At 47.6% G+C, this 14,961-nt stretch carries 15 protein-coding genes; 6 read left to right on the top strand and 9 right to left on the bottom strand.

Going from position 1 to position 14,961, the window contains the following annotated elements; translation table 11 throughout:
- The first annotated feature begins 64 nt into the window (after positions 1-64).
- Complete coding sequence (locus tag PJK55_RS11375) at positions 65-637, top strand: hypothetical protein (RefSeq protein ID WP_271305888.1); 573 nt, start codon at positions 65-67, stop codon at positions 635-637.
- 181 nt (positions 638-818) lie between these two features.
- Here the strand turns inward: PJK55_RS11375 and PJK55_RS11370 are convergent, their stop codons facing one another.
- A complete protein-coding gene (locus PJK55_RS11370) occupies positions 819-1,346 on the bottom strand; it encodes a hypothetical protein (protein ID WP_271305887.1) in 528 nt (175 codons plus the stop codon).
- Between the two features lie 63 nt (positions 1,347-1,409).
- Positions 1,410-3,326, bottom strand: coding sequence for an endonuclease MutS2 (locus PJK55_RS11365; RefSeq protein ID WP_271305886.1), 1,917 nt, complete (start codon positions 3,324-3,326; stop codon positions 1,410-1,412).
- Between the two features lie 458 nt (positions 3,327-3,784).
- Between PJK55_RS11365 and PJK55_RS11360 the strand changes: the two genes are divergently transcribed.
- Genes PJK55_RS11360 through nagE form a run of 3 tightly spaced genes read left to right on the top strand, consistent with a single transcriptional unit; the run spans position 3,785 to position 6,629 of the window.
- The gene (locus PJK55_RS11360) at positions 3,785-4,273 is read left to right on the top strand and encodes a PTS sugar transporter subunit IIA (protein ID WP_214785528.1); all 489 of its coding nucleotides are present in this window, start codon (positions 3,785-3,787) and stop codon (positions 4,271-4,273) included.
- 20 nt (positions 4,274-4,293) lie between these two features.
- Complete coding sequence (locus PJK55_RS11355) at positions 4,294-5,142, top strand: PRD domain-containing protein (RefSeq protein ID WP_271305885.1); 849 nt, start codon at positions 4,294-4,296, stop codon at positions 5,140-5,142.
- Positions 5,139-6,629, top strand: a complete 1,491-nt coding sequence (gene nagE, locus PJK55_RS11350; RefSeq protein ID WP_271305884.1) for an N-acetylglucosamine-specific PTS transporter subunit IIBC — start codon at positions 5,139-5,141, stop codon at positions 6,627-6,629. The genes PJK55_RS11355 and nagE overlap by 4 nt, the downstream gene beginning before the upstream one ends.
- Positions 6,630-6,914: 285 nt before the next feature.
- Here the strand turns inward: nagE and htpX are convergent, their stop codons facing one another.
- Entirely contained in the window at positions 6,915-7,802 is an 888-nt protein-coding gene (gene htpX / locus PJK55_RS11345; RefSeq protein WP_074036728.1) for a zinc metalloprotease HtpX, read from the bottom strand.
- 18 nt (positions 7,803-7,820) lie between these two features.
- On the bottom strand, positions 7,821-8,369 hold the full coding sequence (locus PJK55_RS11340) for a LemA family protein (RefSeq protein WP_015880351.1): 549 nt from the start codon (positions 8,367-8,369) through the stop codon (positions 7,821-7,823).
- Between the two features lie 128 nt (positions 8,370-8,497).
- On the opposite strand from PJK55_RS11340, the gene PJK55_RS11335 reads away from it, so the two are divergent.
- Positions 8,498-9,682 (top strand): amidohydrolase, encoded by a 1,185-nt coding sequence (locus PJK55_RS11335; protein ID WP_271305883.1) that lies wholly within the window; start codon positions 8,498-8,500, stop codon positions 9,680-9,682.
- Between the two features lie 10 nt (positions 9,683-9,692).
- Here the strand turns inward: PJK55_RS11335 and PJK55_RS11330 are convergent, their stop codons facing one another.
- The 5 genes from PJK55_RS11330 to PJK55_RS11310 form a co-directional block, all read right to left on the bottom strand.
- Positions 9,693-11,021 carry a hemolysin family protein gene (locus PJK55_RS11330; protein ID WP_271305882.1) on the bottom strand — a complete coding sequence of 443 codons (1,329 nt, stop codon included), beginning with the start codon at positions 11,019-11,021 and terminating at the stop codon, positions 9,693-9,695.
- A 90-nt stretch (positions 11,022-11,111) separates the two neighbouring features.
- Complete coding sequence (locus PJK55_RS11325; RefSeq protein WP_224863036.1) at positions 11,112-11,585, bottom strand: DMT family transporter; 474 nt, start codon at positions 11,583-11,585, stop codon at positions 11,112-11,114.
- 11 nt (positions 11,586-11,596) lie between these two features.
- Positions 11,597-12,271: a Crp/Fnr family transcriptional regulator gene (locus tag PJK55_RS11320; RefSeq protein ID WP_271305881.1), complete on the bottom strand. Its 675-nt coding sequence runs from the start codon at positions 12,269-12,271 to the stop codon at positions 11,597-11,599.
- Between the two features lie 14 nt (positions 12,272-12,285).
- On the bottom strand, positions 12,286-12,711 hold the full coding sequence (locus PJK55_RS11315) for a DMT family transporter (RefSeq protein ID WP_271305880.1): 426 nt from the start codon (positions 12,709-12,711) through the stop codon (positions 12,286-12,288).
- Positions 12,712-12,820: 109 nt separating this feature from the next.
- Positions 12,821-13,480, bottom strand: a complete 660-nt coding sequence (locus PJK55_RS11310; RefSeq protein ID WP_271305879.1) for a type 1 glutamine amidotransferase domain-containing protein — start codon at positions 13,478-13,480, stop codon at positions 12,821-12,823.
- 372 nt (positions 13,481-13,852) lie between these two features.
- On the opposite strand from PJK55_RS11310, the gene PJK55_RS11305 reads away from it, so the two are divergent.
- The gene (locus PJK55_RS11305) at positions 13,853-14,956 is read left to right on the top strand and encodes a glycerol dehydrogenase (protein ID WP_271305878.1); all 1,104 of its coding nucleotides are present in this window, start codon (positions 13,853-13,855) and stop codon (positions 14,954-14,956) included.
- Positions 14,957-14,961 lie beyond the last annotated feature (5 nt).

Here is a 14,961-nt window from a genome sequence, read left to right as displayed (position 1 = left end):
CAACTCCCTCACAACTTCCGAAGCCTTCAGTTCTACACTTGAAGTAACAAAGGAGGAGATACACATGAAATCAACAAAACTTGCAATCGCCTTAGCGGGTCTTTTAGCCGTCTCGGGCACAGGCGTATATGCCGCGACGAATGACACGACGACAGATGAATCGACAACGACAGCATCCACACAATGCGAACGTGGTGAACGAGGTCCCGGTATGTTCGGTGACCGGGAAGCGGGACGTACAGCCCTCATCGGGGCACTTGGACTGACGGAAGAAGAAGTGGATGTTGCTCGCGAAAACGGGCAATCACTTCCTGAGCTTGCAGAAGAAAAAGGAATCTCGATCGAAGCGTTCATCGATGCCATCATGACATCGCATGAAGAAAAACTGGCAACCGCTGTGGAGGAAGGTAACGTGACGCAAGAAGAAGCCGATCAAATCCTTGCAGATCACGAAGAACGTTTTGCGGATGTGACGAGTTACGATGACTTAGAAGATGCTCGAGGCATGCGTGGCGGACGTGAAGGTGGTCGCCATGGGCATGGGCACGGTTCACATCATGACGATTCATCCTCTTCAGATGACGATGCTTCAACAGAGAGCGACAGCAACGTAGAAAACCAAAGCAACAGCTTATAAGTCAAAAGGCAGCCACCGCAAGTGGCTGCCTTTTCATATGACGAGTAATAACAACGCATAACCCAACAATCCGATTAAAAACGCACCAAAACTACTTTCACGTTCAGCAGGCAACTCTTCTTTCATGACGTTCAAAATCACCCCTCCCGCTAAAAAGGCGACAACGATGGACAAGCCAAGTTCATTTACTTCTGCAAATGTACCGACTCCCCATCCTATAAGCACGGCAAGCGCTAAGAAGATGCTGACGCAATCCTTGATCGACCGTGACAAAGTGTATGCCGAGCGCCACAAAGTAAAGGAACATCGTGCCATTCGATTGAAACTCACTTTCTGCGAGTACATAACCGATGCTAAACGTATAAAGCGTGAACGAACCGATGTGAATCCAAAATACATACGGTTTTTGTTTGCGTTTATTCGCCGTCGCGAAACGTTCGAGTCCATAGAAGACAGCCAGCCCCAACATACTGATAATTAAGATATGGTTCTCAAGGGAAGCGAAGACGTTATTTCCAATCTCTCCTTCGAGTTCACGTTGATATTCATTTAACTCTGGTAAGAGATGAAGAAATACATAAGCAACGGCAATCCCGCCAGCCACTGACAAAAAACGGCTCCTCGGCACTTCACGCACGTGAATGAGCTTTCCTGAAAAAAAGTGAATCACGGCAAAACCGAGTGCAAACCAAAAACTTAACTCGAACACATAAGCCCCTCCCAGATTAAGACTTCTCTTTATGTGCTCTTACCCTTTCAGCGTATGCTACATTCATTTTCGGTTAGAGTGCTCTTGTTTCTTTCTTTCCCGAATCTCCTTCTCCACTCGTCGTAACGCTTTTTTCGATCCTCGTGCAAAGTCGTGTGCTTCCTTACGCTCCTGATACGTCGTGAATAACGTATCCAAATCATAATCAGCCGGATAAAGTTCCGTGGCCCGTGCTTCTAACCGGACACGACGACTCGGCAACTCTATATACTCTGCATCCACAAACACTCGTACATGCCGACGCGATGCATCAAACGAATAAACAAGACCGACTTGATTCGTCTCGAGTAGACGAACACGGTCACCTTTTTCAAAACGCTCTGCTTCTTCAAGTGGTACCACTTCCACTTCTCGCGTTATTTTAGATTCATCGACTTTCGTAGTGTCATACGTTTTCTCGTTCATGTAACGAGATGCCTGTTTGAGAATCGCTTCCGGTAACTTCATCTTGCGAGCGATAAATAAGGCGTTGCTGTCGCCAGACTGCCCCATGAGCAGCCGGTATTTCGGTTCGAGCGTTTCCGGGTCAAACTGCATCGCAGCGTTCATGAAATCCGGATGCGCTTCAGAATACGATTTGATTTCTCCATAATGCGTCGACGCCACGACGATCGCGCCCCGTTTATATGCCGCTTCTAAAATGGCAATCGCAAGAGCAGCCCCCTCATTCGGTTCCGTCCCACTTCCGATTTCGTCGAATAACAAGAGTGACCGCTTTCCAGCGGTTTGCATGATTTTCGCCACATTGTGCATATGCGCCGAGAACGTACTGAGCGCCGACTCCAGATCCTGATTGTCTCCGATATCGACGAACACCTCATCGAATGTCGAGATGATCGTATCAGGATGGGCCGGGATATGCAGACCCGTCATCGTCATCAGACTGAGGAGTCCAATCGTTTTCAATACCACCGTCTTCCCGCCGGCGTTCGGTCCCGTGATAATTAAGCCGCGATAATCCGTACCGATGGCAAAATCGAGTGGCACAGCGCTTTCTAAAAGCGGATGGCGTACTCGTTTCAATTGGATGCGCCCGGTCGCATTCACATGCGGTGTCACGCCATCAATTGACTGACTGTACTTCCCTTTGGCGAAGACCATATCGTACTGGGCGATGACGTCGAGCGTCGCCTCGATGTCAGGAAGGACTTCTGCCACGGCTCCCGTCAACGTCGCTAGTACTTGATACACCTCTACCGCTTCTTCCGTCCGTTTGACGACGAGTTCGGCGTTCAACTTCGAAATGGTTTCCGGCTCAATAAAGACCGTCGTGCCGCGATTCGATGTGTCCACAATCGTACCCGCCACTTTATGCTTGTATGAAGCTTTGATCGGAATGGTGAAACGGTCCTGTTTTTTCGTAACAAATCCGTCTTGAATCATCTCGCGATTGGCGGCACTCTTCAAAAACTTGGCCAACCGCTCCTCGATGCGTCCTTCGAGAATGTCGACTTGTTTTCGAATTCGCTTCAACTCTTTTGACGCCTCATCGACGACCTGACCGGCTCGAATCGCTTGTGTGATGTCTTCTTCGAGTGTTCGCCATTCGCCCATTCCGGTAGCATATGCGGACAAGAGCGGTGCGAAAAATTCATGTTCAAGCATGAATCGCTTCAGCTTGCGCGCGCCCCGTAAAAATTCAGCGACCGCTTCGAGCTCTTTTGCTTCGAGTTGAATTCCGCGTTGTAGTTTGCCGATGATGGTCTCCATATCAGATACGCCGATGAACGGCACGTGTGACGTCGCATCTAAAATCGCGCGTGCTTCAGACGTTTCTTGCAGACGCTTCTTCACCGTCGCAATATGGCTCGTCGGATGTTGCTGTCTGAGTAGTCGTCTTCCGAATCCGCTGATGCAGAAACGCTCTACTTTTGTCATCAATTCATTGTATTGTAATTTTTCAAATGTTTGTTCGTTCATGTGTCTCTCTCCTCAAATTGTAGAATCGAGATACCGCGCAAACAAAAAAGCGTCAGTCGATGACGACCAACGCAAAAAGACAGACCGGTGTCTGGCAGTTTTTGATGGGCGGTATCTGTAACGGAACATGACGGCATGACAAAAAGACGTGTCATCCGACATTTTTCAGTTCGTTAGGCAGATACAACCTCACTCATCAACATGCAACACCTTTCTTCAATAGATTCGCCCTTACTATACAACAGATTCATCACCGTGTAAAATTTTAGAGAACGCTTTCAAAAAAAGACTTGTGTCTCAAATCCACACATGTTATGTTGAACGTGAAGAAACGAATAGCGATCACATGTGACTGATTCGATCAGGCATGGGGTAAGACGTACGGTGCATGCCACCCGTCTATACTCCATGCCTGTTTTGTTTTTCCTCGTTTTGCGTTAAGAAAGGATGTAGAAGATATGCTATGGAATAAGTTAATGAATCGACACAAACCGACACTGCACTCGCCAATGGAAGGAGACGTTATTCCACTCGACCAAGTAGCGGACCCGGTCTTCAGTGAAAAGATGATGGGTGATGGTATTGCCATCACACCGACAGACGGAGCAGTCGTCTCACCAGCTGACGGAGAAATTGTACAAATCGCTCCGACCAAGCACGCCATCGGTATTCGGACCGAGGATGGGGCTGAGATTTTGATTCACGTCGGACTCGACACCGTCGAACTCGAAGGTCGACCGTTCGATCTCCGTGTAGATGTAGGTGACCACGTGAAAACAGGACAGCTGTTAATGACAGCCGACTTAGTACAAATCCATCAAGCTGGTAAAGACACGGTCACGCCAATGGTCGTGACGAATGGTGGCGCGCTTGCCCATCATTACGCCTTCACATTCACGAAGGAAGCCGTCCCGGGTAAGACGATTGTCGCCCGAGTGGAAGCGTGACTCCGGAACAAGGAGGACACATGATTAAGATCAAAAAAATTCTAAACAACAATGCGGTCATCGTCTCAGACGATGGGGAAGAAAAGATTGCGATTGGACCAGGCGTCGCCTTTCAAAAAACGAAGAACGACATCGTAAATCCCCATAAAATTGAAAAATTGTTCATCATGCCGGAAAACGACAAGTTTCAACAGTTGTTAAGTCGGATTCCTGTTGAACACTTTACCGTTTCCGAAGACATTATTTCGTACGCAGAAAAACGGCTTGAGACATCGTTCAATGAACATATCCACATCGTCTTGACCGACCATATCTCATTTGCCATCGAGCGGGAGATGGAAGGCATTTCACTCCGGAACAAATTGTTGAACGAGATTAAAATCCTTTATCGGAATGAGTACGAGATTGGACTATGGGCGATTGAACACATCGCAGAAAAATTGAACGTCCAAATGCCAAAAGACGAAGCCGCGTTCATCGCGCTTCATATCCATACGATGAAAGTGAAAGGAGGTGATTTACGCAAGACGGTCAAACAGACAACGATTGTCCGCGACATGATTCAATCGATTTCACGACGACTCGATGTATCCATTGAAGAAGATGACTTATCCTACCAACGATTATTAACTCATTTACGGTTCGTCATGGATCGGGTCAACCATTACGACCATCACACGATTGATGAAGACATGCTTCGCATGATTCAGACGAAATTCACGTCTGCTTATGCGTGCGCATCTGATGTCGCAAAAGAAATGGAAGAGACATATGGCGTCGTCTTGCCCGAGTCAGAACTTGGTTATATTACGCTCCACATTCAACGTCTACAAGATCAACACCACCAAAAAGGAGGAAATCAACAATGATGAACTATTTACAACGTCTCGGACGTTCCCTCATGTTACCGGTTGCCGTACTTCCGGCTGCAGCCATTCTCATGGGGATTGGTTACTGGATCGACCCGTCTGGTTGGGGGTCAGGAAACGTCGCAGCTGCATTCTTAATTAAAGCGGGTGCGGCCATTATCGATAACATTCCAATTCTTTTCGCAGTCGGGGTTGGTCTTGGAATGTCAAAAAACCGCGATGGTTCGGCAGCACTGAGTGGACTCGTAGCTTATTTGACCGTCACGACACTTTTAGCGGCTGGCACGGTCGCGTTGTTCCAAGGTGTGGATGTCGAAGCCGTCAACCCGGCATTCTCAAGAATTGAAAATGCATTTATCGGTATTTTATCAGGATTGATTGCTGCTAGTATGTATAACCGGTTCAGTCATGTCAAACTACCGGATGCCCTCGCGTTCTTTAGTGGGAAGCGTCTCGTTCCAATCATGACGGCATTCTCGATGATTCTCGTATCGGTCGCGCTTTACTTCATTTGGCCAATTGTCTTCACAGGACTCGTCGGATTCGGGGAATCAATTTCAAAACTTGGTGCATTCGGTGCCGGGCTCTACGGATTCTTTAACCGTCTCTTGATCCCAACCGGACTTCACCACGCTCTCAACTCGGTATTCTGGTTCGATGTCGCTGACATCAACGATATCGGAAAGTTCTGGTCGGGTGAAGGTGAGAAAGGTGTAACGGGAATGTACCAAGCCGGGTTCTTCCCAATCATGATGTTCGGTCTTCCTGCCGCAGCTCTTGCAATGTACCATACAGCGAAAACGAAACGAAAAAAACAAGCTGCTTCCCTTCTATTCGCAGCTGCGTTCGCTTCATTCTTTACAGGGGTAACTGAACCACTCGAGTTCTCATTTATGTTCCTCGCACCTGTTCTTTACCTTGTACACGCAGTCCTTACAGGAATCTCGCTCTTTATCGCAGCAACATTTCAATGGACAGCTGGCTTTACATTCAGTGCAGGTCTCGTTGACTTCTTCCTCAGTTCAAGATTACCTCTTGCCAATCAGCCGTACATGCTCATTGTGCAAGGTTTATTCTTCTCAGTCATTTACTATGCGATTTTCCGCTTTATGATCGTGAAGTTTAACTTGATGACTCCAGGTCGTGAATCGGATGAAGTTGTTGATGCCGTTTCGAGTGAGACGACAGAGGGTGACACAAAAGTCGCACCGGTGGCCTCGGCTTCAGGTAACGAATTCTCAGCGATGGCGAACATGATTTATGACGGTCTCGGTGGTGACAGAAACGTCACAGGAATCGAGTCTTGCATCACACGCCTACGCGTCGATGTGAAAGACATGGATACTGTCAACCAAGATCAAATCAAAAAAGCCGGTATTCCGGGAATTAAAGTGGTCAGCCCGAATCATATCCAAGTCATCGTCGGTACAAACGTTCAGTTCGTCCTCGATGAGATTGAAAAAATCCGTAGTCACCGCGCCGGATGAACGTCGAAAGCCACCTCATTCAGGTGGCTTTTCTTGTTTTTGTGCATAGTGTTTATAGAATTGAATGAAGTAGTAGAGAAAAATCCATGGCAAGATATATTGCGTAAGCCACATAAAAATCTTGAGTACTGTATGTACAATATATGGTCCTAGTCCCAATAAAAATAGTGCGACTAATAAAGCGACCCCTAAACCTATGTATATCTTTTTATCCAACTCATCCACCCCCTTATTTTCCCAGTTCAGTGTAACACAAAGAGCCTGCCGCAACCGGACAGGCTCTGCTCACATTTGACGAAGTCGGGAAATCCGCTCGACTGGATCAGGGTGCGTCGAGAACAGACCACTCACTTTCTTCTTGAGTGGATCGGAGAAGTAAAGTGGGGCCGAGGCACTCGACGCTTGCTCGACCGGTGTCTCGACGTTGGCAATCTTCTCAAGCGCTGAGGCGAGTGCATCCGGGTTACGGGTCAGTTCCGCCCCACTCGCATCTGCTAGAAACTCGCGATTACGTGAAATCGCCATATTGATCAGCATCGCGATGAGCGGAGCTAACACCAATAAAACAAGTCCGATGATGAGGAAGATGGGATTCTGATTTTGGTCACGTCGTCCCCCACTGATGCTTCGGAAAAATAACATCCGTGAGCCGATATCACTCATAATGGCGATGACAGAGACGAGTGCGAGTGTGACCGTCGAGAGACGCACGTCATAGTTTTTAATGTGTGCGACCTCATGCGCAATCACACCTTCCACTTCTTCACGAGACAATCGCTCTAGTAGCCCCGTCGTGACGGCGACGGCCGCCTTTTCTGGTTTCAGTCCGGTTGCAAATGCGTTCGGTGACGGATCGTTGATGATAAAGATACGGGGCATTGGCACTCGCGCGACCATCGCCATGTTTTCGACCGTGTGCCATAAAAAGCGGTGTTCTTCCACCGATGTGACCTCTTGCGCCCGATTCATCTTCATGACGATATTCGTGCTCGACATGATGACGATGCCGACATAAAACAAGGAGAAGATTGGTGTGAAAATCAAACCTGGAATCGCGTCTCCATAGTTCACATAGGAAATGGCCGCCCCGACGAGAAGGACGAACAACACAAACCCTGTGACGATGAAGACCGTCTTCACTTTATTCTTTCGAATCTGTTCATAGAGGAGCATACTTGCCACCTCGATTCATCAAAACGAGACGCGAACGTTCTCGCGCTCTTCGGCACGCGCCTCGAGCATGTCGCGCTTTTCAAAATGGTGCACAGAGGCAATGATGTTCGTCGGGACCGATTCGATTTTTGTGTTGTACTTCATGACCGTATTGTTATAGAGCTGACGCGAATACGCGACCTTGTTTTCTGTCTGCGTCAATTCTTCCTGCAACATCTTGAAGTTCTCGTTCGCCTTCAAATCCGGATATGCTTCACGAAGCGCAAACAGATTTTTCAGCGCCCCGCTCAGTTGATCGTTCACCGCCATCTGATCTTGGCGATTCGACTTCTCCCCGAGCTGGTTTCTCAGTTCGACGACCTTCGCGAGCGTCTCCTGCTCGTGTTTCGCATAACCCTTCACCGTCTCGACCAAGTTTGGAATCAAGTCATACCGCCGCTTCAACTGCACATCGATTTGAGCCCATGCTTCATCGACCCAGTTTCGATATTTGACGAGCCCGTTGTACATCGAAAAATAGATGAGTACGAGCACGACAACCGCTACAATCGCAATAATCCACCCCATGTTGGCACCTCATTTCTTCATTTTCTCCTGTATTAATTCCCTTTACTCGTATAAGATAAGCTTAACTTTCATAAAAATTAGCAAATGGTTGCAATTCTTAATGCGTTGATCACAAAGGAGTGTACGCAATGGTTGTCACGAATGCCGAAGTACGTTTGACCGAATTGTTCGAAGAGATGGTGTCACTAAGACGCCATTTTCACCAATATCCAGAGCTATCTTTTCAAGAAGTTGAAACGCCGAAGATGATCGCCTCTTATCTCCGCGAACTTGGGATTGAAGTACGTGAACACGTTGGCGGTAATGGAGTCGTCAGTCGAATCAAAGGCGGAGATGGCCCGACCATCGCGTTACGGGCCGATTTTGACGCGCTTCCCATCCAAGATGTGAAAGACGTCCCGTATCGTTCAAAAGTAAATGGGGTCATGCATGCTTGTGGACACGATGCCCATACAGCGACGCTTTTGGTTCTAGCGAAAGTATTGACCGAGCTGGACCTTCCGGGAGACGTTGTGCTGATTCACCAGTTTGCCGAAGAATTGGCTCCCGGTGGCGCTAAACCGATGATTGAGGATGGCTGTCTCGACAATGTGGATTATATTTATGGTGCGCACATCTGGACACCCCTCCCATTCGGAACAGTCGGCGTCAAAACAGGTCCCGTCATGGCGGCAGCCGATCGCTTTGAATTGACCATCACAGGAAAAGGTGGTCATGGTGCGATTCCGCAACATACGGTCGATGCCCTCATGGTCGCCGTGAATGTGGCGAACCATCTCCAACAAGTGGTCAGTCGACGCATCGACCCGCTCGAACCAGCCGTTTTGACCATTGGGACTCTCCATTCCGGTCAAGCGTTCAATGTGATTGCCGAAGAGGCCAAGTTATCTGGAACCGTGCGTACGTTCACTTCAGAGACGCAAGATAAAATCATTACGGATATGGAACGCATGATTCGTTCTGTCTGTGCTGCGAGCGATGCCGAGTACGCGCTTGACTATATAAAAGGTTACCCAGCCGTCGTCAACCATGTGAGAGAAACAGAATTTGTCCGCCAAAGCGCGAAAGAGACCGTCGGCGAAGACGGTGTCATCGAGATGGCACCACTCATGGTCGGCGAAGACTTCGCTTACTATTTAGAACAAGTACCAGGCAGCTTCTTTTTCACAGGCGCTGGAAACCCTGAACTTTCAGCGATTTTCCCTCACCACCATCCTCGTTTCGATGTGGATGAACGAGCGATGCTCCACACGGCTCACATTTTGCTAGGCGCTTTACAACGAACATGGATGACACATGAAAAAGAGGATTGATGCAATTGCATCAATCCTCTTTTTTGACTGGTTCTGTTAATTCCGATACAAGTACTTGGTCGACACGCTTTCCGTCCATATCGACGACTTCAAAGCGAAGACCGTACGCTTCGACCACATCGCCCCGCTTCGGAAAATCACCTAATGCGTAAATAACAAGTCCAGCAAGCGTATGATACGAATTGCGCCCTTCATCGAATCGGTCATCTCGAATCTCGAACGTTCGTTTCAAGTCCTCGATCCCGAGTAACCCGTCCGCTAAATACGATCCGTCCTCACGACGAACCACTTCCGGTGTATCTTCTTCAATCATGACTTCCCCGACGATTTCTTCTAAAATATCGAACAACGTGACCATCCCAAGGAATCCACCGTATTCATCTAAGACGAATGCGATCTCGACACCATTTTTCTGCATCATCTGAAGCACTTGGCTCGCTTCACGTTGTTTTGGCACGATAAGCGGTTGCTTGATGCGCTTTAAAATTTGTGACGGTTCACGCAATGTCGGTAACGTCAAAATGTCACGCACATCGATATATCCGACAAAGTCGTCGAGTGAGTCGCGACCGACTGGTAACTTGTTATGCTTACTCTCGTAAATCGATTTTTTCATGTCATCCATGTCATCCTCTAAGTCGACCCATTCAAGCGTCGTCCGAGGTTGCATGAGCTCATAAATCAATTGATCGTGGAACGCAAAGACGCGTTCGACTTGTTGCACTTCTTCATGGGCGAACTGACCTTGCTGAGCTCCCTCAAAGAGAAGCTGTTTAATCTCAAGCTCAGTCTCTCCACTCGTTTGTTCTGCCTTTAATCCAAGAAGCTTGAATAAGAAGAGTGTCGATTTCGATAAAATCCAAATGAATGGGCGCATCAACTTGCTAAATAGATCGAGCGACGGAATGATCGCCATCGTGACTTTCTCAGGCGAGACGAGCGCAATCCGTTTCGGGACCAATTCACCAATGATGAGCGACAGATACGTAATAATCGTAACGACAGCCACATAAGCAACGGTTCCGGCATACTGCGTACTCATTCCGGCTTGTTCAAATGTCGATGCGAGCGGTGCCGAGAAGCGCGCCCCCCCGTAGGCCCCGTTAATAATCCCAATCAATGTGATTCCGACTTGAACGGTCGACAACAAATCTGTCGGGTCTTTCGAATAATGAAGCGCAATCTTTGCACTTCGTTTCCCTCGATTTGCTTCAACCTCAAGTTTTGCAGGCTTCGATGAGATGAGCGCAATTTCTGTCATCGCAAAAATCCCGTTCAACACAATCAAAAACAAAACAATCAACAAATCAATCACTATGGAAGAATCCACTTTTTTCATCACCTCAGCTATTTTTAAACCATACTGCTTCATTTTAACAAAAAATCGTTACCAACCTGTACCCGTTTTGCTCAGAAAAATAGCCACTCCTCAAGAAGTGGCTTCGTTGACAGCTTGTTTGGCGACGGCTGCGGTCTGAGACTGTTTAAAGAGAATAACTCCGACGAGCAGGACCGTAAGCCCAACGACTTGTCCAGCTGATAATGTAATTTGAGGCATCCCGAAAGCGCCATACAAATCGACGAGTAACGCCCAAATGAGTTGTGACACGAGGATGAGTGACACGGACAAAGTCGGTCCAAGCAGCTGGATGCTCCGCATGACACAATACACGACACCGACGCCAAGCAATCCACCGAGCCAATAGATTGGCGACACATCACGCAATCCGGAAAGATTGCCTCCGAATAATAATAACGGGATGATGGAACCGACCAGACCGACGATAAAGACCAATACCGTCGTCGCCCAGGCTCCTAAATTGGTATTCATTTTTGCATTGACCGCTGCCTGGACACTAATGAATGCTCCAGCCACTGCTGAACAGATGATCCCAAAAATCATATAATCTCTCCTCACTCATAAAACATACCGTTCGCACGTTCCTTTAATCGCTCACTATTTAATATGACAACTTCTTTTCTCGTTCGCGTGACCAATCCTTCATCGACGAACGCCTGCAACGTTCGATTCAAATGACGATAACTCGTCCCAAGCCATTCGGCGACTTCTTTACGCTTCAGTTGACTCATCTCAGCTTGAAACAGCTCGTTACCCGATTCACTAAGGGAGATCAAATAGCCCGCCAACCGTTCTTCAAGTGTCGACATGAGATGATTGGATGAGGCGTTCGCCTCGATGAACAGTTTTTCGGACACCCCACGCAATAGATGTTCCGTGAATTCGACCGTCCGATTATGACGACGAAGTGCCTCGAACGGAATCCGTAAGCAGGTTACCGAACCAACCGCCTCGACAGTATGCAATACGTTACGACCACTCGCATATTCGATGTCCCCAATGAGCGTCGGCGCAGCTTTCAAACGAAGCAAGCGCAACTTCCCTTCTTCACTGAGTGTATAGATTTTGACGCGTCCTTCGAGCACCACAAACAAGGATTCAATATGCTGATTGTTCGAACAAAGCATTGTACCGGATTCATAAGTGACTAAAGAAGAAGCTTCAAGCGTTTCGTTAGAAAAAAGATGATTCCACTGCAATCGTGTCAATGCATCCATCATATTGATCATGAGAATTGAACTCCTTACGCGAATGTATAAATTCCGATTCCGACGACCATCAAGACGAGTCCCGTGACCTGTCCCGTATTCATCGGCTTCCGTTTAACACCAAACCAACCGTTCAAATCGATGATAAAAGCGCCTAGCAATTGTGCCACAAGCAGGACACAGATTGCCCACGTCACTCCTAGTTGTTGAATCGCTGTCAGTTCGCCGAAGACGACGAATACACCGAATAGTCCACCTAGACTATAATACCAAGGCACACGTTTGAAGGCCGTCATGTCTGCATCTCGTTTGAAAAAGTAAATGACGAGTGCTAACAGCAGTCCGACAAAATGGACGATTGTGACGGACATCCATGCCCCTACCGCATCTCCTAGTTTGGCGTTAAAGATTCCTTGTAAAGCAATAAACGTGCCAGATAGTATGGCAAATATAATTCCCATGTCATTCCCCTCTCTCTTCGTCTGACTGTACAAAAAGAATGACCGCTTGAATAGGACATATGTCCAAAAATAAAAAGCAACTTCGAATAACCGAAGTTGCTTCATCTATTTATCCTAGCAATTTGACAAGTTCTTTCCCGACCGCTTCAGAAGACTGCGGGTTTTGACCTGTGACGAGTCGCTCGTCGACTGCCACATTCACTGCCCAGTTGTCGGCTCCTTTGAACTGTCCACCTTGATTGCGTAGTCCCGTCTCAAGTAAGAACGGTACAGCAGAATCGAGTTGCATTTCTTTTTCTTCTGCGTCCGTGAATCCTGTCACTTGTTTATCTTTGACGAGTGGTTCATCGTTGCTCAGTTTCACGTTGACCAATCCAATCGGTCCGTGGCACACCGCACCGACAATATTTCCACTCTCATAGACGTTCCGAATAACGCGTTGTAGCGTTTCATTTTCTGGGAAATCGACGACTGTCCCATGACCACCTGGCAAATAAATTGCGTCATACGACTCGTCTGCGACTTGATCAAGTCGCGCTGTGTCTTTGAGCAACTCGCGCGTATTTAGAATGTCTTCTGACAAACCATCTTCTAAACTATTCGCATCGATTGGCACGTCTCCACCTTCGATACTCGCGACCGTCACTTTGTATCCTTCTTTTTCAAATAACAAGTAAGGCACGGCAAACTCTTCAAGCCAAAGTCCCGTTGCGTGACCATTTGATAATTGATTCGCTGACGTCGTGACAATCAGTACATGTTTCGACATACTCAATTCCTCCTTCAATAATGAACATACGACACTATTGTTCCCGATTCATCATCCGTTAAACCTGATGAACTGCCTCACCGTCATCAGGTAGTTCTTTTTTTGACCTGGTGATTTATTCGTCCTACCTTTTTTCCGCATCCTTTTATACTGTAGATGAATCGACACTTAGACCTATGAAGGGGATATCTCGTATGACGAAACGAATGAATGACTGGGGGTTTCTCATTGTTGTCGCCATCATCATCATGTTGCTTTTGCTCGGTCAGTTGCCAATCTTCATGTAATCTTCACGGTATTCCTTCACAAACTGTAGTATGATGTCGTTGTAAGCACTTACACTAAACCCGATATGAAAGGATGAAGTTCACTATGTCAGAACGTATTTTCATCAGTCCGGCTAAGTATGTGCAAGGGAAACAAACGATTGATCGCATCGGAGAGTTTGTCGCTCACTTCGGTTCGAGCGCTTTACTCATCGCGGATGACGTCGTCTGGGAATTGGTAGGTTCGCGTGTGACACATTCACTGCAGGCGAGCAATATTGAGGCGACGAAAGCAGATTTTGTCGGAGAAGCATCGAAGCATGAGATCACTCGAATCGCCACAGATGCCAAAGAAAGTGGCACAGCGTTCGTGATTGGTCTCGGTGGCGGTAAGACGCTTGATACAGCAAAAGCGGTCGCAGATGAATTGAATGCGCGCATCGTCATTGTACCGACGATCGCCTCGACAGATGCACCCACAAGTGCACTTTCAGTCATTTACACAGATGAAGGTAATTTCGAAAGCTATCGTTTTTATAAAAAGAATCCAGATCTCGTTCTGGTGGACACCGAATTGATTGCACAGGCACCGCCACGCTTCCTTGCATCAGGCATTGCTGATGCTTTGGCGACGTGGGTCGAAGTGCGAAGTGTCCTTTCATTCGGAGGAAAGACGATGGCCGGTGGTGTCCCAACGCTTGCGGCGGAAGCGATTGCTGAACGTTGTGAAGAAGTATTGTTCACATATGGTATTCAAGCGTATGAAGCCGTCAAAGCAAAAGTCGTCACACCTGCGCTCGAAGCCATTGTTGAAGCCAACACCCTATTGAGCGGTCTCGGCTTTGAAAGTGGTGGCTTGGCTGCAGCCCATGCCATTCACAATGGATTTACCGCGTTAGAAGGGGACATCCACCATTTGACGCACGGTGAAAAAGTTGCCTTCGGAACACTTGTGCAACTCGCACTCGAAGGACGTCCTCAAGAAGAATTCGAGCAGTACGTTGCCTTTTATATGGCACTCGACTTGCCGGTCACACTCGAAGATATTAAATTGAAAAATGCATCTCGAGAAGATATCTTGAAAGTCGGAAAAGCCGCCACGGCAGAAGGCGAAACGATTCATAGTGGTTTCGATGTCACGCCAGAAGAAGTTGCAGACGCCATCATCGCAGCCGATCGATATGCCCGTCTTTATCAAGAGCGGTTATAAAAACA

This window comes from Exiguobacterium sp. MMG028 (assembly GCF_027947425.1).
Taxonomy (GTDB): Bacteria; Bacillota; Bacilli; order Exiguobacteriales; family Exiguobacteriaceae; genus Exiguobacterium; species Exiguobacterium aestuarii_A.
This window is presented reverse-complemented; position numbering and strand designations above follow the sequence as displayed.

Coding starts and splice junctions, on each gene's coding strand:
- PJK55_RS11320 (WP_271305881.1), bottom strand. CDS start 12,271: ATGATCAATATGATGGATGCATTGACACGATTGCAGTGGAATCATCTT.
- nagE (WP_271305884.1), top strand. CDS start 5,139: ATGATGAACTATTTACAACGTCTCGGACGTTCCCTCATGTTACCGGTT.
- htpX (WP_074036728.1), bottom strand. CDS start 7,802: ATGCTCCTCTATGAACAGATTCGAAAGAATAAAGTGAAGACGGTCTTC.
- PJK55_RS11335 (WP_271305883.1), top strand. CDS start 8,498: ATGGTTGTCACGAATGCCGAAGTACGTTTGACCGAATTGTTCGAAGAG.
- PJK55_RS11310 (WP_271305879.1), bottom strand. CDS start 13,480: ATGTCGAAACATGTACTGATTGTCACGACGTCAGCGAATCAATTATCA.
- PJK55_RS11340 (WP_015880351.1), bottom strand. CDS start 8,369: ATGGGGTGGATTATTGCGATTGTAGCGGTTGTCGTGCTCGTACTCATC.
- PJK55_RS11355 (WP_271305885.1), top strand. CDS start 4,294: ATGATTAAGATCAAAAAAATTCTAAACAACAATGCGGTCATCGTCTCA.
- PJK55_RS11325 (WP_224863036.1), bottom strand. CDS start 11,585: ATGATTTTTGGGATCATCTGTTCAGCAGTGGCTGGAGCATTCATTAGT.
- PJK55_RS11315 (WP_271305880.1), bottom strand. CDS start 12,711: ATGGGAATTATATTTGCCATACTATCTGGCACGTTTATTGCTTTACAA.
- PJK55_RS11365 (WP_271305886.1), bottom strand. CDS start 3,326: ATGAACGAACAAACATTTGAAAAATTACAATACAATGAATTGATGACA.
- PJK55_RS11305 (WP_271305878.1), top strand. CDS start 13,853: ATGTCAGAACGTATTTTCATCAGTCCGGCTAAGTATGTGCAAGGGAAA.
- PJK55_RS11360 (WP_214785528.1), top strand. CDS start 3,785: ATGCTATGGAATAAGTTAATGAATCGACACAAACCGACACTGCACTCG.
- PJK55_RS11330 (WP_271305882.1), bottom strand. CDS start 11,021: ATGAAAAAAGTGGATTCTTCCATAGTGATTGATTTGTTGATTGTTTTG.
- PJK55_RS11375 (WP_271305888.1), top strand. CDS start 65: ATGAAATCAACAAAACTTGCAATCGCCTTAGCGGGTCTTTTAGCCGTC.